We start from the raw sequence: 25,685 nt of genomic DNA, 5'->3' as shown, positions 1-25,685 counted from the left end.
GCAATCGATCGAGCATCACAAGAAGCCCATCGGGCGGTTCGGGCGTTCGGCCGATGACGCGGACGGGTCTCCGGTCGGCCGGGAGGGCGGCCTGGAGCGGCTCGGCACCTTCCTGCCGCACGCCGCCGGGCACCGCGTCTCGTGCGGCTCAGGCCGACAGCGAGGCCGCCAGCAGTTCGATCATGCGGCTGTAGCGGGCGGTGAAGTCGACGTGGGCGGCGAGCAGGGCCGGGTCCTCCACCGCGGCCACGACGGTCGGGCCGGGGTGGGCGAGCGGCCACAGGCCGGCGATCAGGACGATCGTCGCCGAGGCCAGTTCCTTCGCCGCCGACGGGTCGAGCCCGGGCAGGCGGGTGTGGACGATGCCGGCGAGGCGGTCGTTGTTCGCGAGCGCCCGCCGCTTGTAGTCGCGCACCGTCTCCACGGACACCGTGCGTTCCAGCACGCCGGCCAGCACGCTCGCGAGTTCGCACAGCACCGGGCGGGCGGTGAGAGAGGCGGCGTAGGCGTCCGCGAAGGCGCGCGCCGTCGAGGTCGCGCCGGTGCCGTCCGTGTCGCCGAGGGCGCCCGCCCGGTCCTCGGCGGCCCCGGCGCACCGGACGACCCCGGTCTGGAGAAGGGCTTCTACGTACGCCCCACCCTCTTCGCCGACGTCACCAGCAGCATGAGGATCGCCCGGGAGGAGATCTTCGGCCCGGTCCTGTCGGTGATCGCGTTCGACACCGAGGACGAGGCCGTCGCCCTCGCGAACGACTCCGCCTACGGACTGGCCGGCGGCGTGTGGACCGCCGACCCCGACCACGGGCTCGACGTCGCCCGCCGCGTCCGCACCGGCACCTTCACCGTCAACGGCGCCCCCAGGGACATGCGCGCCCCGTTCGGCGGGTTCAAGGCCAGTGGCCTCGGCCGCGAGTACGGCCCGGTGGGCCTGGGCGCCTACACCGAGTACCAGTCCATCGGCCTGCCGGGACCGGAAACCCTTCAAGCCGGGGCGGAGCGGCACCGGCCGGACGCTCGGCCGGGTCGGGCCGGCTCCGCCCGGAACCCGGAAGAGTAGTGCAGGCAACACCCCCCTTCGGGTGTGCGGTGTACTTTCCGGACCGCTGCGGTCGGCCAGACTCGAGACGTACGGCGGCGCGGTCGCGGCCGCGTCTTCCAGAGGTTTCGAGGAGTCTTCTCATGGCCGGTTCAACCGGAAAGCCCGGATCGGGCTGGGTGGTCCTTCCGCTGGTGGTCTTCCTCACCGGTGCCGTGCTGACCTCCGTGGTCTCCCACGGGGTGACGGGCAGCACCCACACCACCGTCATGGTCGCCGGGTTCGCCCTGGACGCGATCGCCCTGGTCTGGGGCATCGCCCGCCGGCGAAAGGCGAGCAACGGTGAGAACTGACGTCCCGACCGCGGCCGAGGCCGTCCCGTCCGCCCGCACCAGCGTCGGTGACATGGCGGGCTGACGTCCCGCCACCCACGAGCGGGAGGCTGTCGTGGGCGGAACCACCGCCCACGAAGCGGCCGACCGCCCCTGGCACCCGGTTCCGCCGTGTTCCGGGCCGCTACGACTCCTGGACGTCGTGCCCCAGGAAGGTCAGTACGGCGAGTACCCGGCGGTGCACGCTGCCGCCCTCCGGCGGCAGTTCGAGCTTGTCGAAGATGCTCCGGATGTGCTTGCTCACCGCCCGCTCGGTGATCACCAGTTGCTCCGAGATCGCGCTGTTGGCCTTGCCCTGCGCCATCAGCCCCAGTACCTCGTGCTCGCGCGGGCTCAGACTGCGCAGCGGCCGGGCCGCGACCTGTCGGCTGAGCAACTGGGTGACCACCTCCGGGTCGAGCACGGTGCCGCCGGCGGCGACCGTCGCCACCGCCTCCAGGAACTGCTCCACCCGCCCCACCCGGTCCTTGAGCAGGTACCCCACCCCGCTGGCGCCATGGGCCAGCAGCTCGGCCGCGTAGGTCTCCTCGACGTACTGGGACAGCACCAGGACCGGCAGGTCCGGCAGTTCGCGCCGAGCGGCGATCGCCGCGCGCAGCCCCTCGTCGCGGAACGACGGCGGCAGCCGGACGTCGAGGACGGCCAGATCGGGCCGGTGCCCGCGCAGCGCGGGCAGGATCTCCGGGCCCGCGCCGACCGCCGCGGGCACCTCGTGGCCGTTGCTGCTCAGCAGCAGGACCATCCCCTCCCGCAGCAGGGCGTTGTCCTCCGCGATCACGATCCGCATGGCAGCTCCACCTTCAGCTCCGTGGGCCCCCCGACAGGGCTGGTGAGGGTCGCCGTGCCGTCGAGCGCGGCCACCCTGCGGCGGATGCCGACCAGGCCGGAGCCGCCGTGTTCGTCGGCGCCTCCGCGACCGTCGTCGGTCACCGTGATGGTCAACTGTCCGCCGCCGCGGTGGAAGCGTATCGAGGACCTGGTCGCCCGACTGTGCTTGCGGACGTTGGTCAGCCCCTCGGCGATCACGAAGTAGGCCGCCGCCTCCACCGACGCCGGCAGCCGGTGGCCGCTCTCCATGGCGCTGATCCGGAGTTCCACCGGAATCGGTGAAGCGGCGGCCAGCGCCCGGACGGCTCCGGCGAGTCCACGGTCCGTCAGTACCGGCGGATAGACCGTCCGGACGACCTGCCGCAGATCGGCCAGGACCCGCTCGACGCCCTCCTGCGCCTCGTCCAGCCGCGCCCTGGCCGCCTCCGGGTCCTTCGCCAACTGCTGCCTGGCCAGCCCGATCCGCAGCGACAGGGCGACCAGCTGCGCCTGAACGCCGTCGTGCAGATCCCGCTCGATGCGCCGCAGTTCGGCGCTGTGCGCCTCGACGGCACCGGCCCGGCTCTCCGACAGCTCGGCCACCCGCCCGGCCAGCCGGGCCGACTCGGAGGGGCACAACAGCCTTGCCGTCCAGCCAGCCTGACGCTCCGCCAGGAACACGTGCAGGTTGAGCACCACCGGTTCGGCCCGCGACGGGACACCCCGCCGCCCCGCCGCCCCGACGGCCAGGCCCAGCCGCACGCCGTCGACCAGCAGGCCGACCGGCCACAGCACCAGGGTCAGCAGGCTCAGTACGATCACGCCCACGGTCTGCACGGGCAGCCAGCGGGCGTCGCGCCAGGTGCCGGGATCGGTCATCGCCAGCCGGAACCGGTCCGACAGCGAGCCGTCCAGCGGCAGGTACTGCTCCGGAACCGCGGCACCCAGGAAGGCCCCGGCGCGCATCCGTTCGTGACCCGCCAGCCGGCGCAGGGCCCGCACCACCTCCGGCCAGGCGGGCGCACCGATCACGAACAGGGTGAAGAACAGCGCGGCCGGCACGGCGAAACAGCCGAGGAAGCAGACCAGCGCCACCGGAAGGCCCGCGTACAGGAAAGCACTGGCGTCCCGGGCGTCCCGGACGGCCGCCGCGAGTCCCGACGTCTCCTCGGTGTCCGTCTGGAGCTCGAACTCTGACACCGGCTGGGCCTCCTGAGGACGGGGCGTGTCGCGGCGGCGGCCGCGCCGTGACGACGCGTCCACCGTAACGAACCGGTCGTGCACCGTGCGGTGCCCCTGTCACCCCAGTCGATGGGCGTGCTCGCCCGGAGGTTCACCGATGGTCGGGAAGCGACCTGCCAAGCTCCTCAGGCGGCCATCAGTAGCGATAATCCGACGGTGATTCAGTTGCCACGATCCGCGGCCACCGCCCGCGCGCCGGGTGCCGCCGGGGCGGATCGTGCTGCCGGGACCCGTGCCCGGCCGGTCTACGCTGCTGGCGGCAGCAAGAACCCGATCACTCGATGAGGGAAAGAACGATGCGCGTTCGCACAACGAAAGCCGTGGCGGTCACCGCCACCGGACTGCTCGCCGGCGCGTTCGGCTACGGTGCGGTCAATCTGGGGCCGACCTTCTGGGAAGTGCCGCTGGACATGCGTCTGTCGTTCCACGCCGAACTCATGAAGATGAACTCCCCGGTGATGCTGACCGCGATGGGGGTCGCGTCCCTCGGGTCGCTGGCCCTGGCCCTGCAGACGCGCGGCCGCGACCGGTTACTGGCGGCCGGCGCGACGGCACTGACCGGGATCTCCTTCCTGGTCACCCGGTTCGGCAACGTCCCGATCAACGCCCGGATCAAGGTCTGGGCGATCACCTCGCCGCCGGCCGACTACGCCGAGATCCTGCACCGCTGGGACCTGTTCAACCGGACGCGCACCATCACCGCGGTGGCCGCCTTCGTCCTGCTCGTGGTCGCTCAGAACAGTCCCAGGCCCGGCCCGACCCGCTCCGCGACGCCGTCCAGCTGACGGTCGAGGGCCTTCTCCGTCTCCGTCAGCGGCCGGCCCCGGAGCGTGCGCTCGGGATGCCCCGGGGCCGGCTCCTCCAGCTGTGGGACGGAAACGGCGATCTGGCACTGGCCGTAGGTGATGACGGCATTCCCGCAAAGACGCAGCAGATTCCTCAAGGACCAACGCATGCAAACATCGTGTCCGGTCACGGAAAAGCTCGGATAAAGCCCGGCTTTTCCCGTGACCGGACACTGTTCCCGACTAGGCGGACGCCCTCATCGGCACGGGGAGCATCTCGTCGTCGGCGAGCACGGCCTGGTGGGCCATGCGCAGCTCCAGCCCCGGTTCGATGCCGAGCTCCTCGATGAGGTGGGCCCGGGTGCAGCGGTAGGAGGCCAGGGCGTCACCGCTGCGGCCGCTGCGGTGGAGCACCGTCATGAGCCGGGCGCAGAACCCCTCGCTCAGCGGGTTCTCCGCCACCAGCCGGCTCAGCTCGCCGATCAGTTCCAGGTGGCGGCCGAGCTGCAGGTCCAGGTCGATCCGCCGCTTGAGCGCGCTCATCCACACCTCGTCGTACTGCAGGGCGGTGCCGGAGAGGGCCGAGCTGTCCCGCAGCCCCTCCAGCGTCGGGCCCCGGCGGAGGTCCAGGGCTTCCCGGTACTGCTTCGACGCGAGTTCGTGGTGCCCCGCCGCCGCCGACTCCGCGGCCAGCGCGCACAGCCGGTCGAAGCAGACGGTGTCGAGGATGCCCTCGTTGACCTGGAGCTGGTAGCCGGGCGCCCGGGTGCGCAGGGTGCACCAGCGGCCGTCGAGGTCGTGCCGGATCAGGAACTTGCGCAGCTGCGAGACGTACACGCGGAGCGCGGCGAGCGCGGTGGTCGGCGGGCGGTCGCCCCACAGTTCGCGGATGAGCGCCTCGTTGGACACCGTAGCGTTCGGCCGGATCAGCAGGGTGGCCAGCAGCTGCCTCAACTTCCGCTGGGGCAGCGGAACTTCGACGGAGTCGACGACGACCTCCAGCGGCCCGAGCAGGCACAGGGCGACCCCGCGGCGGGTGATGTCCGGCAGGCCGTAGGTCGGCTGCTTGTCCATGACGACCGTCATCCCAGCACCTCCAGCCGCGGGTGCGCGCTGCGGAAGAAGGTCAGCGGCTGGTCCTCGCGGAGCAGGCCGAGGTGGACGACCCGGCCCACCACGATGACGTGGTCCCCGCCGGGGAACATCGCGTGCAGCCGGCAGTCGAGGAAGGCCAGCGCGTCGGCCAGGACCGGGGAGCCGGTCACGCCGGGGCCGTGCCGCAGACCGCCGAAGTCCGCGGTGTCACGGCGGGCGAAGGCCCGGCACAAGTCCGCCTGGTCCGCCGCCAGGATGTTGACGGCGAAGGCGCCGACCTTTTCGACGACCGAGAGGACCCGCGAGTCCCGGTGCACGCAGAAAAGCACCAGGGCGGGGTCGAGCGAGACCGAGGTGAAGGAATTCACCGTCAGCCCCACCGGCTCCTCTCCGCCGGCCACCTCGCAGGTGATCACGGCGACGCCGGTCGGATAACGGCCGCACACCTCCCGGAGCACGCGCCCGTCCACGGGCGCGGTGTCTCTTCCACCTGTGTCGAATACGGTCAAACTGTCCACGTGTTCCCCCTAGGTGAATACCGCACGCACCTCACATCAGCGCAACGACGAACGCTGGGAACGGGCGGCGCAGGTGTCCGACCCTAACGAGGCGATGTTGGTACCACCTACAGCCCAAAGGACGAGGCGGGGCGTACTTTAGGCCGGACCGCCCCTACCAGAGCACCGTGTCGGCGCGCACAAGCGCAGGTCAAGGCGGGTTCAAGCAGGTGCTGCGGGCGAGGTCGGCCGCGCCGACTGGGCAATCTGGGAGACCGGGGGCAGGCGGTCCGCCGGCCGGCCGGCGCCGCGACCGCGGCCGGCGCCCGGCCTCCCCAGGGTCTTCCGACTTTCCGGCGAGAGCTTTTGCGGGCCCTCATCCGAATTTTATCGCACCGAGTGATCCTGTTTTCACCGGTCACCGAGCGACCGGCCCAGGAACGGAAGGGAACAGAATGCGCAGCACTCTCATCGTGGCTCGCATGAGGCCGTCCGCCGAAGCCGACGTGAAACGCATATTCGCCGAATCCGACGCCGGCGAACTTCCCCATCTGATCGGCGTGGCGGAACGCAGGCTGTTCCGCTTCCACGATCTTTACCTGCACTACATGGCATCCGACGACGACGTCCGCGGCCCCATCTCCGAAATGAAGGGCCACGAACTGTTCGTCGATGTCAGCGAGCGGCTGAGGCCCCACATCACGGCGTACGACCCGGAGACCTGGCGCGGCCCTCAGGACGCCATGGCCCACGAGTTCTACACCTGGCGCGCGCAGGGCTGAGACCCATCGTGCCCGAATGGCCCGGCGACGAGGCGTCACCGGTAGGGGGGCCCGCACCGAGGGTGCGGGATGACGAGAGGAGGCTGGCGTGGCCAGCGCACGAATGACCAGGATCGCGGCGAAGGACGTGGAGTCCAACCGGCGACGGGGCGGCGATCTGCGGACGCTGCTCAGCCCGGCCACCGCAGAGGCCACCGCGGGCTTCATGGGGGTGCTCACCCTGCTGCCCGGCGAGGTCGTCACCGAGCACTACCACCCGTACTCCGAGGAGTTCCTGTACCTCGTCAGCGGCGAGCTGCTGACGAGGATCGACGGGGAGCCGGTCCCGCTCGCCGCGGGCGAGGCGCTGCACCTGCAGATCAACGTCCGCCACCGGCTGGAGAACCACGGCACGGAACCGGCGTTCATGGTCTTCCAGCTGGGCCCGCTGGCGCCCCGTCCGGAACTCGGCCACGTCGACACCGAGCCCCTGCCGGGCCAGGAGCCGGCGTGACCCGGCGCAGGGCCGTCGTCACCGGGATCGGCGTGGTGGCCCCGGGCGGTGTCGGGACCAAGGCGTTCTGGCAGCTGCTGACCGACGGCCGGACGGCCACCCGCGCCATCTCCCACTTCGACGCCTCGGCCTACCGTTCCCGGATCGCCGCGGAGTGCGACTTCGACGCCGCGGCCGCCGGGCTCACCGCCGAGGAGGTCCTGCGCATGGACCGCGCGGCGCAGTTCGCCGTGGTCGCCGCGCGGGAGGCGCTGGCGGACAGCGGGGCCGGGACCGACGGGGTGCCGCCGCACCGCATCGGAGTGTCGATCGGCAGCGCCGTGGGCGCCACCATCACGCTGGAGCAGCAGTACGTCCGGGTCAGCGACCGCGGCAGCAACTGGGTCGTGGACGCGTCGAACCCGTACCCGTACCTCTACGGGGCGCTGGTGCCCGGCACGCTCGCCGCCGAGGTGGCGTGGACGGCCGGCGCGCAGGGCCCGGTCCGGGTGCTGTCGACGGGCTGCACCTCGGGCCTCGACTCGGTGGCCCAGGGCGCGCAGTTCATCGAGGACGGCTCGGCGGACGTCGTGCTGGCCGGGGCCACCGACGCGCCCATCTCGCCGATCACCGTCGCCTGCTTCGACGCGATCAGGGCGACCTCGCCCAACAACGAGGACCCCGAGCACGCCTCGCGGCCCTTCGACCGCGACCGTGACGGCTTCGTACTCGGCGAGGGCGCGGCCGTCCTGGTCCTGGAGGACGAGGAGTCCGCACGACGCCGCGGGGCGCGCGTGTACTGCGAGGTCGCGGGCTACGCGCAGCGCAGCAACGCCTTCCACATGACCGGTCTGCGCCCGGACGGCAAGGAACTGGCCGAGGCGGTCCGGGTGGCACTGGACCGCGCCCGGGTACCGGCCGACGCGGTGGACTACGTCAACGCCCACGGCTCCGGCACCCGGCAGAACGACCGGCACGAGACGGCCGCGCTGAAGGTCTCGCTCGGCGAGCACGCGTACCGGGTGCCGGTGAGCTCGATCAAGTCGATGGTGGGTCACTCCCTGGGGGCGATCGGCGCCCTGGAGGTCGCGGCCTGCGCCCTCGCCATCGAGAAGGACACCGTCCCGCCCACCGCCAACCTCGCGCACCCGGATCCCGAACTCGGGCTCGATTACGTACCTCTGACGGCCCGTGAGCAACGGACCGACACGGTGCTCAGCGTGGGCAGCGGATTCGGCGGGTTCCAGACGGCGATGGTGCTCACCGCGCCGGGGAAGGGGGCACGTCATGACTGACACGGCGACGGCCACACGCCGCGCGGTGGTCACCGGCATCTCCGCGGTGGCGCCGAACGGCTTCGGGACGAAGGAGTTCTGGGAGGGCGTGCTGGAGGGCCGCAACGGCCTCGGCCCGGTGACGCACTTCGACGCGGCCGGCTTCCCCGTGCGCACCGTCGGCGAGGTCTTCGGGGACGGCAACCTGCCCGGTGTCGACCCCCGGCTGGCGGTGCAGACCGACCGCTGGAGCCAGTTCGCGCTGCTGGCGGCCGACGAGGCCCTGGCCGACGCCGGGGTGCGGCCGGAGGAGTTCTCCCCGTACGACCTCGGGGTCATCACCGCCTCCTCCTCCGGCGGCAACGCCTTCGGCCAGCGCGAGATCGAGGCCCTGTGGTCGAAGGGACCGCGGCACGTCGGGCCGTACCAGTCGATCGCCTGGTTCTACGCCGCCACCACCGGCCAACTGTCCATCCGGCACGGCATGAAGGGCCCCTGCGGGGTCGCCGTGGCCGAGCAGGCCGGCGGCCTGGACGCCATCGCGCAGGCCCGCCGCGCGCTCCTGCACGGCGACGCCAGGCTCGTCCTGACCGGCGGCACCGAGGCACCGCTGAGCCCCTATGCGCTGACCTGCCAGACCACGTCCGGGGGGCTGAGCCCCGGCGCCGACCCGGAGCGCGCCTACCTGCCGTTCGACGCGGCCTCCCCCGGTCACGTGGCCGGCGAGGGCGGGGCGATCCTGGTCCTGGAGGACGAGCAGGGCGCCCGCGCCCGCGGTGTCGAGGCCCCGTACGGCGAGATCGCCGGTCACGCGGCCACCTTCGACCCGGCCCCCGGCACGCCGGAGGCCGGCACCCCGGTCGCACTGCGCCGGGCCGTGCTGCTCGCCCTCGCCGACGCCCGGGTCCGGCCGGAGGACGTCGACCTCGTCCTCGCCGACGCCGACGGCACGCCCGAGCGCGACCGGATCGAGGCCGCCTGCCTGGCCGAGGTGTTCGGGCCGCGCGGAGTGCCGGTGACCGCGCCCAAGGCGCGCTACGGCCGGCTGTACGCCGGCGGCGGGCCGCTCGACGTCGTCACCGCGCTGCTCGCCCTGCGCGACCAGGTGATCCCGCCGACCGGGCCGGCCGTCGTCGCGGACGCCGCGTACGGCCTCGACCTCGTGGTGGAGCCCCGGCCGGCGCGGCTGCGCACGGCCCTGGTCGTCGCCCGCGGCCACGGCGGTTTCAACTCCGCCCTCGTCGTCCGGGCCCTCGCCCCGTGACGGCGCGCCCCACCTACCACCCCGCGATGCCGAAAGGATCCCACCCCGATGACCGCAGTACCCCTTGAGTACGACGCGTTCCTGACCATCGTCGAACAGTGCACCGGCGTCCCGCTGGAGAGCCTGCAGACGGACGACCCCGCCGTGACGATCGACGACCTGGGCATCGACTCGCTGGGTCTGATCAACATCCTCACCGAGGTCGAGAACCGCTACGACATCCGCCTGGACGCCGAGGGCCTCACCCAGCTCCCCGGCATCTGCGGCCTGGTCAACGAGCAGCTGCGGCTGGCCGCGGCGCGCACCGAGAACGGCATCGTGATCGACGCGCCGTTCGACCTGGTCTGGGACATCACCAACGACGTGGCCGGCTGGCCGGACCTGTTCAGCGAGTACGCCGTCGCGGACGTCCTGGAGCGGCACGGCAACACGGTGCGGTTCCGCCTCGCCCTCCACCCGGAGCCCGACGGCAAGGTCTGGAGCTGGGTCTCCGAACGCGTCATGGACCGCGAGAACCGCAGCGTCCGGGCGCGCCGGGTCGAGACCGGCCCGTTCGCCTTCATGAACATCCACTGGACGTACGAGCAGACCGGCGCCGGCGTGGAGCTGCGCTGGGTACAGGAGTTCCGCATGAAGCCGGACGCCTCGGTGGACGACGCCGCGATGACCGCGCGCATCAACGAGAACTCCAAGGTCCAGCTGGCACTCATCAAGGAGCGCGTGGAGGCCGCCGCCCGCGCCGGCGCCGGAACGGCGGTGGCCCGATGACCGCCGCCCTCGGCTTCGGCCTCAAGGGCCGGCACGCCCTGGTGACCGGTGGCGCCCGGGGCATCGGGCGGGCCACCGTGCTCGCCCTGGCCGCCCAGGGCGCCGCGGTGACGGCCTGCTACGTCAACGAGAGCGAGCAGGTCGAGTCGCTCCGCGCCGAACTGGCGGAACTGGGCGCCCGGGGGACCCTGGTGCGCGCCGACGTCGCCGACCACGAGCACGCCGCCCGGCTGGCGGCCGAGGCGCACGAGCGGTACGGGGCGATCGACGCCGTCGTGAACAACGCGGGCGTCATCAGCCACCTGCCGCTGACGGACCTCGGTCCCGACGAGTGGCACCGCATCCTCGACACCAACCTGTCCGGCACGTACCACGTCATCCGCGGGGCGCTGCCGCACCTCGCGGAGACCGCCTCGATCGTCAACATCAGCTCCGCCGTGGCGCACCACGGCATGCCGGGCGCCGCCCACTACGTGGCGTCCAAGGCCGGGGTGATGGGCCTGACCCGGGCGCTGGCCAAGGAGCTGGGTCCGCGGGGCGTGCGCGTCAACTGCATCGCCTCCGGGCTGGTCGAGACGGACCAGATGAAGGCGGTCAGCGCCGAGGGGCGGGCCGCGTACGAGCAGCGGATCTCGCTGCGCCGGCTCGGCCGGCCGGCGGAGATCGCCGACGCGGTGCTGTTCCTCGTCTCCGACGCCGCCCGCTACGTCACCGGCGCCACGCTCGACGTCGACGGCGGCATCTGACCCGAAGGAGACCGCACGCCGTGATCCGCGCCGTGTTGGAGATGACGGTCCGGGAGGGCCGCGAGGAGGAGTTCCGCGCCGCCTGGCTGGAGACCGCACGGGCCGCCGCGCTACTGCCGGGCTCCGTCGCCCAGTCGCTGGCCCGGGACCCGCGCACCCCCCGCACCTACCTGGTGATGGCCGACTGGGCCGACCGGGCCGCTCTGGAGGCCTTCCAGAACGGCCCGGCGAGGGAGCAACTCAGCGCCAGGCTGGAGCAGTTCCGTGAATCAGCCCGCAAGCACGTGCTCGACGTGGTCGAGCACGTGCCGGGCACCACACCGATGAAAGGTGGTCCGTCGTGACCGTTCGCATCATGGTTTCCGCCCGGGTCGAGGAGAACGACCAGGCGGCCTTCGAGGAGGCGTACCGGCAGGTCACCGCCGCGGTCAAGGGCACCCCCGGCCACCTGCGCGACGAGCTGCTGCGCGACGCCGAGCAGCCCGGCCGTTACATCCTGCTCGCCGAGTGGGAGAGCGAGGAGGCGTTCCGCACCTGGGAGGACGCCCCGACCCACCGCGAGACCGCGGCCCCGATGTTCCCGTACTGGAGCAAGGGCGAGATCGAGCGGCGGATCTTCGACCTGCGGGCCCGCCTCGACAGCGTGCCGTCGCAGGGCTGAGCGGACCACGGCCCATGGCGACCATCCGAAAGGCCCTGGTGATCGGGGCCGGCATCGGCGGGCTCACCACGGCGGCGGGGCTGCTGCGGCAGGGCATCGCCTGCGAGGTGTTCGAGGCCCGCCCCACGCCGGGACGGCTGCTGACCGGCGGCGGCTTCATGCTCTGGCACAACGCCTTCCTGGCGCTGCGCCGGATCGGGCTGGACGAGGCCGTCGCCGCCGACGCGGTGCGCATGCGCTTCCACGAGTTCCGTTCCGACTCCGGCCGGCGACTCGCCCGGTGGCGGCTGGACGGCCCGACGGAGCGGATCGGTGCGCCGGCCTGCGCGCTGCGGCGGTCGACGCTGCACACGGTGCTGACCGAGGCGGTCGGCGAGGAGCGGATCCACCTCGGCCGCCGGTTCACCGGCTTTACCGAGGACGCCGACGGCGTCACCGCCCACTTCGACGACGGGTCCACGGCCCGCGGCGACGTGCTGATCGGCGCGGACGGACTCCGCTCCACCGTGCGCGCCACGCTGCGCAACGGCTTCGAACCGCCGCCGCGGTACGCCGGCTACACGGCCTGCCAGGCCATCACCCGGCTGCCGGGCGAGTCGCTGGTGCCCACCGGCACGTTCTTCAACATGTGGGGCAAGGGCGGGCTGCGCTTCCTGTACTGCCGGCTGAACGAGGAGGAGGTCTACTGGGACGCCATCACCAGTGACCGCGCGACCGCCGGGATCGACACCCTGCGCCTCTCGCGGGGGGCCGGGCTGGCGGCCGCGTACCGGAACTGGCCGGACCCGGTCGGCCGGATCATCGCCTCGACCGACGAGGAGGCGATCCTGCCGGTGCCGATCCACGACCGGCCGCCGGCCGGCGGGTGGAGCAAGGGCCGGGTGGTGCTCACCGGCGACGCGGCCCATCCGATGACGCTCAACCTCAGCCAGGGCGCCGGTCAGGCCATCGAGAGCGGTGTGGTGCTCGCCGACCTGCTGGGCCGGTGCGAGCCGGACGCCGTGCCCGCCACCCTGCGCGCGTTCGAGTCCGCCCGTCGCGCGCGGGCGGCGGACATGGTGACGACCTCGTGGCGCATCGGCGCGCTGGGGCTCGCCCACAGCGGCCCGCTGTGCCGGCTGCGCGACGCGGCGATGTACGCGTTCTTCGACTCGGTCGCGCGAGGCCAGAGCTACTCGCTGATGCTGGACGACCGGCTGGAGCGGGCCCCGCTGCGGACGGCCGAGCCGCTCGGCCACGGGGCGGGGTGAACCGGCCCGATGCTGGTCACCATTCTGGCCGTCGTCCTGGTCCTGTGCACGGGGATCCTCGCGGGCGCCCTGCTCGCGGTGGAACGCGCCATCGTCCCGATGCTGCTGCGGCTGCCGCGGCAGACCTGGTCCGACGTGCACCGGCTGCTGGACCCGGGGTTCGACCCGCTGATGCCGACCGTCAACAAGGTGGCCCTGGCCGCCGGCCTCGGGCTCACCGTGCTGGCGCCGGGGGCCGCCGCGAAGGCCGCCTTCGCGGCGGCGCTGGCCTCGGTGGCCGGGGTCGCCCTGGTGTCGGAGCTGCGCAACGTGCGGATGAACCGGCGGATCGACGGCTGGGCCGCGGCCGGCGAGATCCCCGACGGCTGGGACGCCCTGCGCACCCGGTGGGCGCGCGCCAATCTGCTGCGCACCGTCTTCGCCGGCCTGGCGTTCGGCATCGCGCTCGGCGGCACCTGGCTGGTGCTCGGCTGAACCCGGCCCCTGAGCCGAACTCCCCTTCCCTGGAGGGCACTTCGCCTTCCCTGATCCGACCTTCGTCCTCGGTGGACCGAGGACCCGTTCCCGATCCGAGGAGCTGATCCGGTGAATCCGGCACACGAGGAGCACGAACCGCACGCACCCGCCCCCGGGGCCGCCGGCCGGACACCCGGAACCCCGGAGTTCGCGGGCCGGGTCGCCCTGGTCACCGGTGCCTCCCGCGGCATCGGCGCGGCCACCGCCCGGCTGCTGGCGGCCCGCGGGGCGCGGGTCGCGGTCAACTACCACAAGAGCGCGGACCGGGCCGAGGACCTGGTGTCCGCGATCCGGCGGGACGGCGGTGAGGCGGTGGCCGTCCAGGGCGACGTCACCGACCCCGCCGGGGTGACCGCCCTGGTCGGGGCCGTCACGACCGCGCTCGGCCCGATCGAGGTCCTGGTGCTCAACGCCGCCGGGCTGGGCGCCCACGAGGCGCGCATCGCCCCTGCGGCGGACCTCTCCTGGGAGGACCTGGAGCACGTGGTCAGCCAGCAGCTCAAGGCGCTGTTCCTGACCGCGCGGGCCGTGCTCCCCGGCATGGTCGCCCGGGGCGGCGGCTCGGTGGTGGCGGTCGGGGCGGCGCTCGCCAAGCGGCCGGCACCCCGGTTCCTGCCGCTGACCGTGGCCAAGGCGGGCGTGGAGGCCGCCGTGCGCACCCTGGCACTGGAGGTGGGCCCGCACGGGGTGCGGGTCAACGCGGTGGAGCCGAACCTCGTGCTCACCGAACTCGCCCGCTTCATCCCCGAGGAGCAGCGCCGGGCGGCCGCCGAGCGGGCCGCGCTGCGGCGCAACGGCACCCCGGAGGACATCGCCGAGGTCGTCGCGTTCCTCGCCTCCGAGCGCGCCGCGTACCTCACCGGCAGCTGCCTGGTCGCGGACGGCGGCACGTCACTCGCCTGACGCCCCGGCCGGCCGGCACCCGGCCACACCCCAGCACCGGGTTTTCCCGCTCTTTATCACCCTCTTTGCAACCACTGATTGCCTGTCACCACGGCTGCCGTCCGCCTCCGGACGATCCGACCGAAAGGAATGAACCTTGTCGAAGCCCGAACGGAAAGTCGTCAACCGGGACGAGGTCGAGCCCGTCTGCTGGTTCGGCGAGGAGGGCCGGTTCCTGCTCCGCAAGGAGGACACCGGCGGTCTGTACAGCTTCTACCAGATCTCCACCCAGCCGGGCAGCGGTCCGCCGCTGCACGTCCACGAGACCGCCGACGAGGCGTTCTTCGTCAACAAGGGCACCTACGAGTTCGAGGTCGGCGGGGTCACCGAGCGGATCGGCGAGGGGACCGTGATCTTCGGCCCGCGCGCCGTGCCGCACCGCTTCCTCAACGTGGGTGACGAGCCCGGCCAGTTGCTGGTCATCGCGACCCCCGGCGGGGTGGAGAACTTCTTCATCGGGCTGTCGAAGCTCGTCTCGGGCGGCGGCATGCCGGACTGGGAGAAGATGCAGCAGCTCGCCAACGAGAACGAGATGCGCGGATTCATGCCGCCGCCCGGCGCCCGCGGCGACCTGAAGGGTCCGCAGGCCGTCCGGCACGGCCTGCACGGCGCCCCGGCCGACGCGCGGCCCCGCGGCTGATCCACCCGGCCCGGGGGTGACCCACCCGGCCCGGGGGCGGGGCCCGCGCCCTCCACCACCGGACGTCCGTCCGCCGAACGGCCCGCCGGGCCCCGGCCGGGGCAGCGCGCCATTCGCGCTGTCCCGGCCGACCCCGTTCCGCTCCGGCGCACCTGTGGCGCCGCCCACCTGCCTCAGTCCGACCAGGAGGACACCATGCCCGGACAACCCTCCGGCAACCGCGCCGGCCTGCGGCTCGCCGCGCCGCCGCGCCACGACGTGATCATTCTGGGTTCCGGCATCGCCGGTTCGACCCTCGGCGCCATCCTCGCCAAGCAGGGCGTCTCCGTCCTTCTCCTCGACGGCGGCGTCCACCCGCGGTTCGCCGTCGGCGAGTCGACGACGCTCTACACCCTCAAGGTGTTCCGGCTGCTCGCCCGGCGCTACGGCGTTCCCGAGCTGGAGTCGCTCACCTCCTCCGACGGCATCCGCGACGACATCTCGCCGACGTCCGGCACCAAGCGGCACTTCGGCTTCATCCGGCACGAGGAGGGCAAGGAGCCCGACCCTGCCGAGTTCCTGCAGTTCAGCCCGCCGTCCAAGGCCCTGCAGACCGGTCATCTGTTCCGTCAGGACACCGACGCGTACCTCTTCCACACGGCCATCCGCTACGGCTGCGACGCCCGGCAGGCGTTCCACGTCGAGGACGTGGAACTCGCCGAGGACCACGTCGCCGTGGTCGGCCGGGGCGGCGAGCGGTACGAGGGCCGCTGCCTGGTGGACGCCAGCGGTTTCCGCTCGCCGCTCGCCGCGAAGCTGGACCTGCGCCGTCCGCCGGAGGCGCTCAAGCACCACTCCCGCTCGATGTTCACCCACATGCTGGGGGTCCGGCCGACCGACGAGTGCCTGCGCGTGGGGCCCGAGGACGCGCCGCCGATCCCGTGGGTCGAGGGCACCATGCACCACCTCTTCGACCGCGGCTGGTTCTGGTCGATCCCGTTCAACAACTCTCCCGGCTCGAAGAACCCCCTGGTCAGCGTGGGGCTCACGCTCGACGAGCGGAAGTACCCGCGGAACCGCGACGTGACCCCGGAGGAGGAGTTCCGCGCCTTCGCGGCACGCTTCCCCGCGGTGGAGCGCCTGTTCGCGGACGCGCGGACGGTGCGGCCGTGGGTGTCGGCCGACCGGATCCAGTACACCTCGACCCGGACGGTGGGTCACCGCTGGTTCCTGATGTCCCACGCGGCCGGCTTCCTCGACCCGCTGTACTCCCGTGGTCTCACCAACACCGGTGAGGTGATCAACTCGCTCGCCTGGCGGCTCCTCGAGGCGCTCTCCGACAACGACTTCGACGAGGAGCGCTTCCGCTACGTCGACGAACTCCAGCAGGGCCTGATCCGGCACAACGACGAGCTCGTCAACAGCTCCTTCGTCTCCTTCCAGGACCACACGCTGTGGAACGCCGTGTACCGCGTCTGGTGCGCCGCCGAGGTGCCGATCAACCTGCGCTTCGACCGGTTCACCGAACGCTTCGAGGAGTCCGGCGACGACGGCGTGCTCCGCGCGATGGAGAAGGCCGCGTACCCCGGGCTGCCCGTTCCCGGGTCCCCGGGCTACAAGGCCCTGTTCGACGAGATGGTGCGGATCTGCGACGCGGTCGACCGCGGGGAGCGGACCGCCGCCGACGCCGGGGCCGAGCTGCTGAAGACGGTGGTCGAGGCGCCGGTCGTGCTGGACCACCTGGGCCTGCGCGACCCCGAGTGCCGGTTCGTCTACCCGATGCCCGACGACCTGCGGCGGATGGCCGGCTGGCTGCGCAACGACGGTCCCGACGAGCTGCGCTACCTGACCACCGGCGTCGACGTGCACGGTGCGCCGCTGCCGACCGAGGCGGACGTCGAGAAGGCGCTGCCGCACTGACCCGGCACGCGGAACGGCCGTCGGCGGCCGGGCGTTCCACGCTCCGGGCAGTGCGCCCGGCCGGCACGAGCGGCCGACACGAGCGGCCGGCTCCCACGAAGGTGTGGGAGCCGGCCGCTCGGTGCTGTGCGCGGCCCGCGGGTGCGCCGCGGGCCGCGGCCTCAGGGCGTCCGGGGCGTGACGCGGAACACCGGGCAGCGCTCCGCGGCCGCCTCGAAGTGCTCCGGGGAGCCGGACTCGACCAGCCCGTTGCGCACGAACGCGCCCACGCCCCGCGGGACCTGCCGCGGGAACTCCCGCAGCACGCGGCCCCGCTCCGCCACCGGCAGCTCGACCAGGTCCACCCGCTGCGAGCGCCGGCCCCGGGTCAGCGTCCCGTGGCCCGCCGCGCGGGCGTTCCTGACCCAGTCGGACTCCGGGTACGCCTGGAGAAGGTGGCGAACGCCGTCGACCACCACCGGGGCGACCGGGTTGGTCCGCGGCAGGCCGCTCCGGCGGCCGGGGACGGTGAGCAGGTACATGGGCCCGAAGGGCAGCCCCAGCCGGTGGAGGAGGACCACGGCCTTGTTGCGGACCCGGTGCCGGGGGGAGATCCGGCGCCGCGCGGTCATGCCGCCCGCCGCTCGTGGACGCGCCGCGTGATGGCCCGGACCACGGACCGCGGCATCGCCCGCATCAGGGGCAGCCGGACGCGGTACGCCAGGCCCGGCACCGTGGACGTCCGCCCGGCCGCCACCGCGTCCAGGCCCGCCCGGGCGACCTGATCGGCCGTCAGCCACTTGATGCCGGGCAGCGCGTCGGTCGACACCCCGGCCGCCTCGTGGAACCCGGAGCGGGTCAGGCCGGTGTGCACGGTGGTGATGTGGACGCCGTGGCGGGCGACCTCCATGGCCAGGCTCTCGCTCAGCGAGGAGAGGAAGGCCTTGGAGGCGGCGTACGTCGCCGAGCGCGGCTTGGGCAGGACGGCGACCAGCGAGGAGACGTTCACGATCCCGCCGGAGCCGCGGGCGATCATGCCCGGCAGGCAGGCGTGGGACAGCCTCAGCGGGACGACCGCGTTGAGCACCGCCGTGTGCAGCTCGCGCTCCGCCGGCAGCTCCGCGAAGTACCCCGAGCCGCTCGACCCCGCGTTGTTCACCAGCAGCTCCACCGGCCGCTCGGGATCGGTGAGCCGCTGCTCGGCGAGCGCGAGCTGACTCTCGTCGGTGAGGTCGAGCCGGAGCACCTCCACGGTCACCCCGTGGGCGGCCCGCAGGTCGCTCGCGAGCCGTTCGAGGAGTTCGCCCCGCCGCGCCACGAGGACGAGGTCGACGCCCTCCCGCGCCAGGAGCCTGGCGAACCCCTCACCGATCCCGCCCGACGCCCCGGTCACCATGGCCGAGGCGTAAGGAAATCGCCGCATGCTGTTCCCCCAATTCCTGAAAAATTCGACCGGACACGCTCGAACACATTAACCTAGGCCCCGGCGGACGGGCCAGTGAACGGAATACCCGAAGAAGCCCCGCGGCACCGATTTATACCTGCTTAACCCCGGTTTCATCGGCCGGTGGTGCAATGCTGCCGCACGATTTCCCGACCTCAGAAGACCGCCGGCCGCACCCGGCCCCGTCCCCGTCGAAATGGCTGGTGTCGTTTCCATGAGATCCTCCGCGCAAGAGCGGAAATCACCGCTCCCCGCGCCCTCCGCCCCCGGCGCCGGTCCGGCCGCCCGGCTGAACTCCCTCACCGGCCTGCGCTGGATCGCGGCCCTCGCCGTCTTCCTGTCGCACGTCGGCACCCTGCTGCCGCTGCCGGACGCCAAGCCGCTGCTGTCCCTCGGCTCCTCCGGCGTGACGTTCTTCTTCGTCCTCTCCGGCTTCGTCCTGACCTGGACGTGGACGGCCGGCGACCGGGTCGGCCCGTTCTACGGCCGCCGGTTCGCCCGCATCTGGCCGGTGCTGCTGGTGGCCGTGCTGGTCCCGCTGCTGCTCCAGCTGCCCGACGCCCGGCCGGACCACGCCGACACCCTGAAGGTGACCGCGCTCTCCGCCGTCCTGCTGTACCAGGCCTGGGTGCCCGGCCACATCCTGGACAGCGCGAACCCGGTGGCCTGGTCCCTCGCCTGCGAGGCGTTCTTCTACGCGCTCTTCCCGTTCGTCGCCAGGCCCCTGGCGCGGCGGTCGCTGCGCTGGCTCGGCGTCGCGGCCGTCCTGCTGCTGGTGGTGGGCTGGGGCCTGAGGATCTGGCTGTGGGACGCCTACCCGCCCCAGGCGCGGCCGAAGTTCACCGGGGTGAACGGCCTGCTCCTCGGCACCTTCTCGCCGGTCGCCCGGGTCTGGGAGTTCCTGCTCGGCGTGGTCGCCGCGGCCGCCGTGCGCAAGGGCTGGCGTTCCCCGATCGGCGTCGCGCCGGCCGCCGCCCTGGTCGCCGCCGGCTACGTCGTCCTGTGGCTGCTGCGCGAGGAGACCTGGCGTCTCTTCGTCGTCTACGACGCCCTTCCCCAGGTCACCGCTCCGCTGTTCGCCCTGCTGATCGTGGCCGTCGCCGGAAAGGAGATCTCGGGCGGCACTTCGTGGCTCGGCACGCGGCCCATGGTGAAACTCGGAGAATGGTCGTACGCCTTCTACCTCCTGCACTTCACGGTGCTCTTCGAGATTTCCTCCTCGCTTTTCGACAAGAACGGCGTCATGGAGTACTACATGCGCCCGGTGAAGGCGAGCTGGTCGAATGCGGGGTGGGCGGTCCTCGCCCTCGCGATCACCCTGGCCGCCTGTGCGCTGCTGTACCAGTTCTACGAGCGCCCCGTGGAGCGGTGGCTGCGCGCCCGGATCGGCGGCGGCCGCGGCGGACGGTGACGGCCGCCCGACGGACCTGACGGTGCCCGGCCCCGTCCCGGCCGGGCACCCGGCACCAGGCACCCGACACCAGGAAGCGACGAGCACCCGCTCCCGGACCGACCAGCAGTCCGGGAGCGGGTGCTCGTCACGCCCCTGGTCCCCGTCCGGCCCGGCCACCGGCCCCGGGGACCCGCGGCCCGTGGAGGGCCGGCCGGGGTCCACCGGACCGTACTGTCCGGATCACTGTATGGATGCGATCCCGCTGTGGAACCATACTGCCACCGCGTAACCATGATCCCAGGGGGAGAAACATGCCGGTGGCGCCCCGCCTCAGCATCCTCGTCGTCGACTCGCACCCCATCTCGCTGGCCGGCCTGCGCACCATTCTGGACAACTGTCCCGATTTGACGGTGGTCGGTACGGCGCACGACCGCGAGAGCGCCGTCGAACGGTACCGGGAGCTGCGACCCGATGTGGTGGTGGTGAGCACGCACAAGCATGCGGGCCGGGCCCTGGACATCGTGGGCGCACTGTCCAGGACCCGGTCGCCGCTGCCCGCGGCCAAGGCGCTCGTCCTGGTCGACGACGTGGACGCGGCGGCGGACCACGTGCTGCAGGCCGGTGTCCACGGCGTGCTGTCCTGCGCGAGCACGTCCGAGGAGGTCGCCGCCGCGGTCCGCATCACGGCCACCGGCCGCTCCCTGCTGATCCCCCGGGCCCGGGAGGAGTCCGGGGATTCCCCGCTGGAAACGCTGACCGAGCGGGAGCTCCAGGTCTTCCACCTCGTCGCCCAGGGATTCAGCAATGCCGAGATCTCGGCGGAGCTGAAGCTCAGCCAGAGCACCGTGAAATCGCACATCCGGAACGCGATGGAGAAACTCCATTTGCGCAACCGCGTGCACGCCGTCATCTTCGCCTACGAGAACAGGATCATTCACGCGGACCGGTAGCGAAAGGCGCCGGGCCCGGGGTGTCCCGGTCCTGCGCCCGCAGCTGGGAAAGGACCCGCTGCACGTCGAAGACATTCCGGTCCTCGACGACGAGCCCGTTCTCCACCCGCCACAGCTGGATTCCTTCCGAGGAGATCGCCCGCCCGGTGGGCGGAACGCCGGCGAACTCCCCCACGTGCGTGCCCCGGGTCGTGTACCAGCTCGCCACCCACGGGCCCTCGGCCACCTGCAGCCCGACCTCGACGGTGAGCCCGGCGAACGCCGCGCGCCGCAGCCGGACGCTCTCCCGGGGGCCCTCGGGGCCCACCGGCCGGCCGCCCAGCCGGAACTCCGGGGCGAAGATCAGGTCCGCCACGTCCAGCTCCCCGCGACTCCAGCCCTGGTCGAACCAGCGGCGGGCGAGGGCCTTGTTCGCCTCCTGGACGCTCGCCACCCCCTCCGGGGCCACGGTGCTCACCGGCCTCCCTCCGCGGGGAGGGGGGCCGACCCGGCACCGGCCGCGCGCAGGGCGTCGAGGCTCTCGCGGCCGATGGTGCTCAGCGCCGGCACCGGCGATCCGGCCGCCCACTGCAGGAACTCCACGATCTGGCCGCGGTCCGGGTGCATGAACCGCCGGTTCTCGTCCTTCCAGCCGAATCCCGGGTGGACCGCCTCGGAACCCCTGACGAGTCCCATGATGATGTCCGCCGCCCGGTCGCCGTCGATCTCCTTCGCCTCGTACTGCTCGCAGGCCCTCGCCGTACCGTCCAGAAGGGCCTTGAAATCGTCGTTGTCGGGCCACCAGAGGCCGACGTGCGGCACCTTCTCCAGCTCGTCGAAGACGCGCGCGTCGCGGTCGGCGCGGTACTTGCGCAGCGCGTTGTTGATCCGCAGCGTGCCGGGTGTGTTGCCGCTCCCCCAGACACGGAAGACGGCGTCCCAGAGCCGGAAGTGGGAAAAGGAGATGAACGAGCAGTTGACGAGGGTGTCGTTGTAGTCGAGCAGGCCCTGTTCGAGCTCCTCGACGTAGCGGAAGCGCTCCTCGTCGAAGTCGTCGTCCGCGAGTGCGGCGAGCAGCCGCGGGGCGAGCGCGTGGATGATCTCGAAGGTGTTGGACATGCCCCGGGAGTAGAGCGGGTCGAGGAAGCCCGCGGCGTGCGACATCAGGCACCACCGCTGTCCCACGGTCTTGTTGGAGGAGTACTGCAGCCGGCCCGTGGACACCCACTCCCGGACCTTCCTGGCCCCCTCGAACTGCCGTGCCACCGCCGGGAAGCGGCTCAGCAGCAGCTCGAACTCCTCTTCCGCGCCGATGCCCTCCGGCTTGGGGTACAGCCGCGGGTCGAAGGTGACGCCCACGCTGCACAGCGGGTTCCGGGAGAGCTCGTGGTTGTCGAACGGGATGATCCAGAACCAGCCCCGCTCGAAGAGGTGGTGCATGGTGCCGTTGTGCCAGGGCACCGGCGGCCGGTCCTGCTCGGGCACCTCCAGCACGTCGTCGAACCGCTTGACGCCGATCATGTGCGTGAACAGCGAGCGGGAGTGGTGCCGGAACCGGGCCGGCTGCTCGCGCAGGCCCAGGTGGTCGGCCAGCGGCGAGCGGAAGCCGCTCGCGTCCACCAGGTAGCGCGCCCGGACCAGGTGCCCGTCGGTGCCCGTCACGGTGACGCCGTCGTCGTCGAAGTCGATCTTCTCCGCGCGCCACTGCTGACGGGTGTCGCAGCCGTACCCGACGGCGACCCGCAGCAGGTAGGCGTCGCTGTCCTGGCGGAACAGGTGGCTCGCCGAGGTCAGCGCGTCGGGGATGACGAACTGGTGCGCCTCGGTCGGGTCCGGCTCCTGGCCCGGCCGGTGCAGCATGAAGCCGAAGTGCTGCTTGCGGCCGAAGGTGTTGCTCACCTGCTGGTTGATGGTCGTGGCGTCGGTGAGGGCCTCGAACTCGGGGATGTCGTAGCGTTCGGCCAGTACCTGGAGCCAGGCGACGAGTTGAGGGATCATGGACTCGCCCACCGCGAAGCGGGGGTGGGTGCCCGCGTCGGCGATCAGCACCTTCGCCCCGCTGCGGGCCAGCACCGCGCCGAGGGTGGATCCGGCGATTCCCGATCCCAGGATCACCACATCGTGGCTGGGGCTCTGTATCGACACTGTCGGTTCCCTTCGCACTCGTCCGGTCGGGGGCGCCGCGTTGCCGTCGGCGCCCGCGCCACCAGCCTTGCGCACTCAGGTGAAGCGGTGAGAAAGCGCGTGCAGGCCACCGCGCCGTGGCGCGGTGGCCTGCACCGTCAGGCGCGGTTCTGCGGGCCGGCCTGCGTGGCGGGAGCGGCGGACGAGCCGTCCGTCCGTCCCGCTTCCCCTGCCGCGTCGTCAACGGCGGGGCGGTTCCTCGGGGCGGGTACCCGTTCGGGGGTAGTGACGAGCAGCCGGCCCAAGGAGCGTGGGAACCACCAGTTGGACCGCCCGAGGAGGGTGACCAGAGCCGGGGTGAGCAGACCCCGGACCACGGTGGCGTCGATGATGATGCCCGCCGCCAGAGCGGTGGCGAACACCTTCACATCGGTGATCGGAATGCTGGCCAGTGCGGTGAAGGCCAGGAAGAGGATGAACGCCGCGGAGGTGACCAGCCGGCCCGTGCGGCTGATGCCCGTCACGACGGACGGCACCACGGTGTCGCGCACGCCCTTGGCACTCAGCTCCAGGTGGGTCTCGCGGATGCGGTGGAGGATGAACACCTCGTAGTCCATGGACAGCCCGAAGAGGAAGGCGAAGACCGCCATCGGGACCCAGATGGTCACCGCCCCGATCGCCGGGGTGTCGAACAGCAGCTCGCTGCCGTAGCCCTTCTGCCAGATCAGGACGACCACGCCGTACGCCGCGCAGGTGGACAGCGCGTTGAGGATCAGCGCCTTGATCGGCAGAACCACCGAGCGCAGCGTCCGGGCGAGCACCACGAAGGTGAGCAGGGCGACGAAGACCAGGATCAGCCCGAGGGAGCCGTAGACCCCGTCGATGAAGTCCACGTCCGTGGCGGGGCCACCGCCGACCAGGGTGCCCGGGGTGTCCTCCGCGAGGTCCATGACCTTGGTGACCGTGTCCCGGCCGGTGCTGCTGGACGGGTCGGCCTTGGTCCACACGTCGATGACGCGCTGTCCGCCGCGCGCCCAGTCCGCCGGGGCGGCCGAGCCCGCGACGCCTTCGAGCGCGGCGAGCCTGCCCTGCACGGCGTCCGAGCCGCCCGCGTCGACGACGACCTCCAGCGGGCGGGCGATGCCCTCGCCGAAGCCAGCGTCGACGATCCGCTGGTAGGCCGCGGCGGGCTTGCCGCCCTGGGCGAGCGTCACGGTGGCCGGCTGGCCCAGGCGCAGGGCGAGCACGGGGGCGGCGAGGGCCAGCAGCACCGCGCCGCTGAGCACCGCGCACAGCGCGGGACGGCGGGTGGTGAAGCCCGCGATCCGGCCCCACAGCCGGCTGTCCGGACGGTGCACCCGGCGCGGCCGGTCGAGCTTGTCGCCCCAGGCGTACAGCAGGACGGGCAGCAGGGTGATCGCGACGCCGACGCTGACCAGCGGGATCAGCAGGCCCGCGTAGCCGACGCTGCGCAGGAACGGGACCGGCAGGACCACCAGCGCGGCGAGCGAGATCGCCACCGTGGCGCCGCTGAGCACCACCGCGTGGCCCGCGCTGGAGACGGCCCGGACGACCGCCTCCCGGCGCTCCTCGGGCGAGGAACCGTCGGATCCGGGCTTCTGCCGCTCCTCCCGCCAGCGGGTGACGATCAGGAGCGCGTAGTCGATCGCGATGCCCAGGCCGATCAGCGCCACCAGGTACTGGACGATGAAGGAGACGTCGGTGATCCCGGTGATACCGCGCACCAGCAGGAACGTCGTCGGGATGGCGACCATGGCCATCAGCAGCGGCACCACGGCGAGGCCGCTGGCGAAGACCAGGGCCAGCACGACCAGGGCGCCGAGGGCCCCGATCAAGGTCTCGTAGATCGGGCTGCGCTGGCCTCCGCTGTCGCGGCCGGACAGGACCGGCTGGCCGGTCAGTTCGACCGGGGCGCCGCCGATCCTCGCGCTCTCGACCGCCGTCTTGATCGCCGGGAGCGACTGCTCGTAGGGGGCGTTGGAGCGGTTGGCCGGCGGGTAGACCAGCGCGACCGTGGTGCGCTTGTCCTGGGAGACCAGGGACTCGCCGCCGGGACCGGCGAACGAGACGCTGCGGCCGCCCTTCGGGGTGACCTTGGCGATCAGGTCGCCCCACTGCTCGCGGACACCGCCGCTGTCGACCGTCGAGCCGTCGGGCACGGTCACGACGAGCAGCAGCGGGGCGTTCTTGCCGCCGGTCTGCGAGAAGCGCTGGGCCAGGGCGTCGTTCGCCTCCTGGGAGTGCTTGTCCGGGAGCCGGGACTCGAACGAAAGCTTGTCGATCGTGCTGCCCGACATGGCACCACCGGCCAGGGTGAGCACCACCCAGACCAGGACGACTGACAGCCGATGGGCGAGCACCCACCGCGTCATGCGCTCCAAGGTAACCCCTCCTGTAGGGACGCTACTGTGTAGCTACGCTACGCATGTAGGAGGAGACCATAGCCCGGCCACAACCGGTGACGCAATATCAAATGAACCGATCCGGTCGCGAGTTGGCACACGACGGAACGGCCCCGGAACGCACCGGTCCCCTGGTGGGCGACCGGCCGCGAGTGGCACAACGACCGGCCCGAGGGCCGGGTGAGGGGACCGGGGCCGCCAACGCGAAACGCCCGGCCGGGAGACCCCGGCCGGGCGCCTGCGTGAACTCATCGCGGCCCGGACGACCGACCACGTGGTGCAACGTCCCCCCGGAAACCGCCGTGTCGGCGGCCGGGGCCGGACA

Annotated in this window: 27 protein-coding genes and 3 pseudogenes; 19 read left to right on the top strand and 11 right to left on the bottom strand. The window is 72.4% G+C overall.

Annotated features, from left to right (window positions below):
• Positions 1 to 148: 148 nt before the first annotated feature.
• Positions 149 to 508 (bottom strand): annotated as a pseudogene (locus ACIP82_RS29175) (TetR/AcrR family transcriptional regulator); the annotation flags it as partial.
• 45 nt (positions 509 to 553) lie between these two features.
• On the opposite strand from ACIP82_RS29175, the pseudogene ACIP82_RS29170 reads away from it, so the two are divergent.
• Both ACIP82_RS29170 and ACIP82_RS29165 read left to right on the top strand, forming a co-directional pair.
• Positions 554 to 958 (top strand): annotated as a pseudogene (locus tag ACIP82_RS29170) (aldehyde dehydrogenase family protein); the annotation flags it as partial.
• A gap of 221 nt (positions 959 to 1,179) precedes the next feature.
• Entirely contained in the window at positions 1,180 to 1,389 is a 210-nt protein-coding gene (locus ACIP82_RS29165; RefSeq protein ID WP_363607780.1) for a hypothetical protein, read from the top strand.
• 163 nt (positions 1,390 to 1,552) lie between these two features.
• Here ACIP82_RS29165 and ACIP82_RS29160 read toward each other — a convergent pair whose 3' ends face one another.
• Both ACIP82_RS29160 and ACIP82_RS29155 read right to left on the bottom strand, forming a co-directional pair.
• A complete protein-coding gene (locus tag ACIP82_RS29160) occupies positions 1,553 to 2,215 on the bottom strand; it encodes a LuxR C-terminal-related transcriptional regulator (protein ID WP_400657612.1) in 663 nt (220 codons plus the stop codon).
• Positions 2,203 to 3,435, bottom strand: a complete 1,233-nt coding sequence (locus ACIP82_RS29155; RefSeq protein WP_400657609.1) for a histidine kinase — start codon at positions 3,433 to 3,435, stop codon at positions 2,203 to 2,205. Before ACIP82_RS29155 ends, ACIP82_RS29160 begins: the two co-directional genes overlap by 13 nt.
• 338 nt (positions 3,436 to 3,773) lie before the next feature.
• On the opposite strand from ACIP82_RS29155, the gene ACIP82_RS29150 reads away from it, so the two are divergent.
• Positions 3,774 to 4,262, top strand: a complete 489-nt coding sequence (locus ACIP82_RS29150) for an anthrone oxygenase family protein (RefSeq protein ID WP_400657607.1) — start codon at positions 3,774 to 3,776, stop codon at positions 4,260 to 4,262.
• Here ACIP82_RS29150 and ACIP82_RS29145 read toward each other — a convergent pair.
• From ACIP82_RS29145 to ACIP82_RS29135, 3 genes are all read right to left on the bottom strand, one after another.
• Positions 4,211 to 4,432: a DUF6059 family protein gene (locus ACIP82_RS29145; protein ID WP_363607776.1), complete on the bottom strand. Its 222-nt coding sequence runs from the start codon at positions 4,430 to 4,432 to the stop codon at positions 4,211 to 4,213. The two genes, ACIP82_RS29150 and ACIP82_RS29145, sit on opposite strands and share 52 nt — an antisense overlap.
• Before the next feature lie 73 nt (positions 4,433 to 4,505).
• Positions 4,506 to 5,348 carry an AfsR/SARP family transcriptional regulator gene (locus ACIP82_RS29140; protein WP_363607775.1) on the bottom strand — a complete coding sequence of 281 codons (843 nt, stop codon included), beginning with the start codon at positions 5,346 to 5,348 and terminating at the stop codon, positions 4,506 to 4,508.
• Positions 5,345 to 5,827: a flavin reductase family protein gene (locus tag ACIP82_RS29135; RefSeq protein WP_363607774.1), complete on the bottom strand. Its 483-nt coding sequence runs from the start codon at positions 5,825 to 5,827 to the stop codon at positions 5,345 to 5,347. Before ACIP82_RS29135 ends, ACIP82_RS29140 begins: the two co-directional genes overlap by 4 nt.
• Before the next feature lie 482 nt (positions 5,828 to 6,309).
• Between ACIP82_RS29135 and ACIP82_RS29130 the strand changes: the two genes are divergently transcribed.
• From ACIP82_RS29130 to ACIP82_RS29065, 14 genes and pseudogenes are all read left to right on the top strand, one after another.
• The gene (locus ACIP82_RS29130) at positions 6,310 to 6,636 is read left to right on the top strand and encodes a TcmI family type II polyketide cyclase (protein ID WP_363607773.1); all 327 of its coding nucleotides are present in this window, start codon (positions 6,310 to 6,312) and stop codon (positions 6,634 to 6,636) included.
• Between the two features lie 88 nt (positions 6,637 to 6,724).
• Entirely contained in the window at positions 6,725 to 7,129 is a 405-nt protein-coding gene (locus ACIP82_RS29125) for a cupin domain-containing protein (protein WP_400657603.1), read from the top strand.
• Positions 7,126 to 8,403 (top strand): beta-ketoacyl-[acyl-carrier-protein] synthase family protein, encoded by a 1,278-nt coding sequence (locus tag ACIP82_RS29120; protein ID WP_400657601.1) that lies wholly within the window; start codon positions 7,126 to 7,128, stop codon positions 8,401 to 8,403. The genes ACIP82_RS29125 and ACIP82_RS29120 overlap by 4 nt, the downstream gene beginning before the upstream one ends.
• The gene (locus ACIP82_RS29115; protein ID WP_400657599.1) at positions 8,396 to 9,646 is read left to right on the top strand and encodes a beta-ketoacyl synthase N-terminal-like domain-containing protein; all 1,251 of its coding nucleotides are present in this window, start codon (positions 8,396 to 8,398) and stop codon (positions 9,644 to 9,646) included. Before ACIP82_RS29120 ends, ACIP82_RS29115 begins: the two co-directional genes overlap by 8 nt.
• Positions 9,647 to 9,694: 48 nt before the next feature.
• Positions 9,695 to 9,895: pseudogene (locus tag ACIP82_RS29110) on the top strand (acyl carrier protein); the annotation flags it as partial.
• Between the two features lie 39 nt (positions 9,896 to 9,934).
• A complete protein-coding gene (locus ACIP82_RS29105; RefSeq protein ID WP_400657635.1) occupies positions 9,935 to 10,414 on the top strand; it encodes an SRPBCC family protein in 480 nt (159 codons plus the stop codon).
• Positions 10,411 to 11,160 (top strand): SDR family NAD(P)-dependent oxidoreductase, encoded by a 750-nt coding sequence (locus tag ACIP82_RS29100; protein WP_363607770.1) that lies wholly within the window; start codon positions 10,411 to 10,413, stop codon positions 11,158 to 11,160. The genes ACIP82_RS29105 and ACIP82_RS29100 overlap by 4 nt, the downstream gene beginning before the upstream one ends.
• Positions 11,161 to 11,180: 20 nt before the next feature.
• Complete coding sequence (locus ACIP82_RS29095) at positions 11,181 to 11,504, top strand: antibiotic biosynthesis monooxygenase family protein (RefSeq protein WP_363607769.1); 324 nt, start codon at positions 11,181 to 11,183, stop codon at positions 11,502 to 11,504.
• Entirely contained in the window at positions 11,501 to 11,821 is a 321-nt protein-coding gene (locus tag ACIP82_RS29090) for an antibiotic biosynthesis monooxygenase family protein (protein ID WP_363607768.1), read from the top strand. Before ACIP82_RS29095 ends, ACIP82_RS29090 begins: the two co-directional genes overlap by 4 nt.
• Before the next feature lie 14 nt (positions 11,822 to 11,835).
• Entirely contained in the window at positions 11,836 to 13,071 is a 1,236-nt protein-coding gene (locus ACIP82_RS29085) for an FAD-dependent monooxygenase (protein ID WP_400657595.1), read from the top strand.
• Positions 13,072 to 13,080: 9 nt separating this feature from the next.
• Complete coding sequence (locus ACIP82_RS29080; RefSeq protein ID WP_363607766.1) at positions 13,081 to 13,545, top strand: DUF1772 domain-containing protein; 465 nt, start codon at positions 13,081 to 13,083, stop codon at positions 13,543 to 13,545.
• 111 nt (positions 13,546 to 13,656) lie between these two features.
• Entirely contained in the window at positions 13,657 to 14,490 is an 834-nt protein-coding gene (locus ACIP82_RS29075; protein ID WP_363607765.1) for an SDR family oxidoreductase, read from the top strand.
• A 136-nt stretch (positions 14,491 to 14,626) separates the two neighbouring features.
• Entirely contained in the window at positions 14,627 to 15,169 is a 543-nt protein-coding gene (locus tag ACIP82_RS29070) for a cupin domain-containing protein (protein WP_363607764.1), read from the top strand.
• 195 nt (positions 15,170 to 15,364) lie between these two features.
• Positions 15,365 to 17,068: a tryptophan 7-halogenase gene (locus tag ACIP82_RS29065; RefSeq protein ID WP_363607763.1), complete on the top strand. Its 1,704-nt coding sequence runs from the start codon at positions 15,365 to 15,367 to the stop codon at positions 17,066 to 17,068.
• Positions 17,069 to 17,229: 161 nt separating this feature from the next.
• Here the strand turns inward: ACIP82_RS29065 and ACIP82_RS29060 are convergent, their stop codons facing one another.
• Positions 17,230 to 17,679: a nitroreductase family deazaflavin-dependent oxidoreductase gene (locus ACIP82_RS29060; protein WP_400657590.1), complete on the bottom strand. Its 450-nt coding sequence runs from the start codon at positions 17,677 to 17,679 to the stop codon at positions 17,230 to 17,232.
• Complete coding sequence (locus tag ACIP82_RS29055) at positions 17,676 to 18,470, bottom strand: SDR family NAD(P)-dependent oxidoreductase (protein WP_400657587.1); 795 nt, start codon at positions 18,468 to 18,470, stop codon at positions 17,676 to 17,678. The genes ACIP82_RS29060 and ACIP82_RS29055 overlap by 4 nt, the downstream gene beginning before the upstream one ends.
• 235 nt (positions 18,471 to 18,705) lie before the next feature.
• Between ACIP82_RS29055 and ACIP82_RS29050 the strand changes: the two genes are divergently transcribed.
• Together ACIP82_RS29050 and ACIP82_RS29045 are read left to right on the top strand one after the other, a co-directional pair.
• Positions 18,706 to 19,902, top strand: a complete 1,197-nt coding sequence (locus tag ACIP82_RS29050; protein ID WP_363607760.1) for an acyltransferase — start codon at positions 18,706 to 18,708, stop codon at positions 19,900 to 19,902.
• 293 nt (positions 19,903 to 20,195) lie between these two features.
• Positions 20,196 to 20,834: a response regulator transcription factor gene (locus ACIP82_RS29045; protein WP_363607759.1), complete on the top strand. Its 639-nt coding sequence runs from the start codon at positions 20,196 to 20,198 to the stop codon at positions 20,832 to 20,834.
• Here the strand turns inward: ACIP82_RS29045 and ACIP82_RS29040 are convergent.
• The 3 genes from ACIP82_RS29040 to ACIP82_RS29030 form a co-directional block, all read right to left on the bottom strand.
• The gene (locus tag ACIP82_RS29040; RefSeq protein WP_363607758.1) at positions 20,815 to 21,291 is read right to left on the bottom strand and encodes an ester cyclase; all 477 of its coding nucleotides are present in this window, start codon (positions 21,289 to 21,291) and stop codon (positions 20,815 to 20,817) included. The two genes, ACIP82_RS29045 and ACIP82_RS29040, sit on opposite strands and share 20 nt — an antisense overlap.
• The gene (locus ACIP82_RS29035) at positions 21,288 to 22,958 is read right to left on the bottom strand and encodes an NAD(P)/FAD-dependent oxidoreductase (protein WP_400657583.1); all 1,671 of its coding nucleotides are present in this window, start codon (positions 22,956 to 22,958) and stop codon (positions 21,288 to 21,290) included. Before ACIP82_RS29035 ends, ACIP82_RS29040 begins: the two co-directional genes overlap by 4 nt.
• 137 nt (positions 22,959 to 23,095) lie before the next feature.
• Positions 23,096 to 25,330, bottom strand: a complete 2,235-nt coding sequence (locus tag ACIP82_RS29030) for an MMPL family transporter (RefSeq protein ID WP_363607756.1) — start codon at positions 25,328 to 25,330, stop codon at positions 23,096 to 23,098.
• Positions 25,331 to 25,685: the final 355 nt, after the last annotated feature.

Source organism: Kitasatospora sp. NPDC088548 (assembly GCF_044753005.1).
In the GTDB taxonomy this organism is placed as follows: Bacteria; Actinomycetota; Actinomycetes; order Streptomycetales; family Streptomycetaceae; genus Kitasatospora.
Note: the sequence above shows the minus strand (reverse complement) of the source record. Positions and strands in the feature narration are given on the sequence as shown.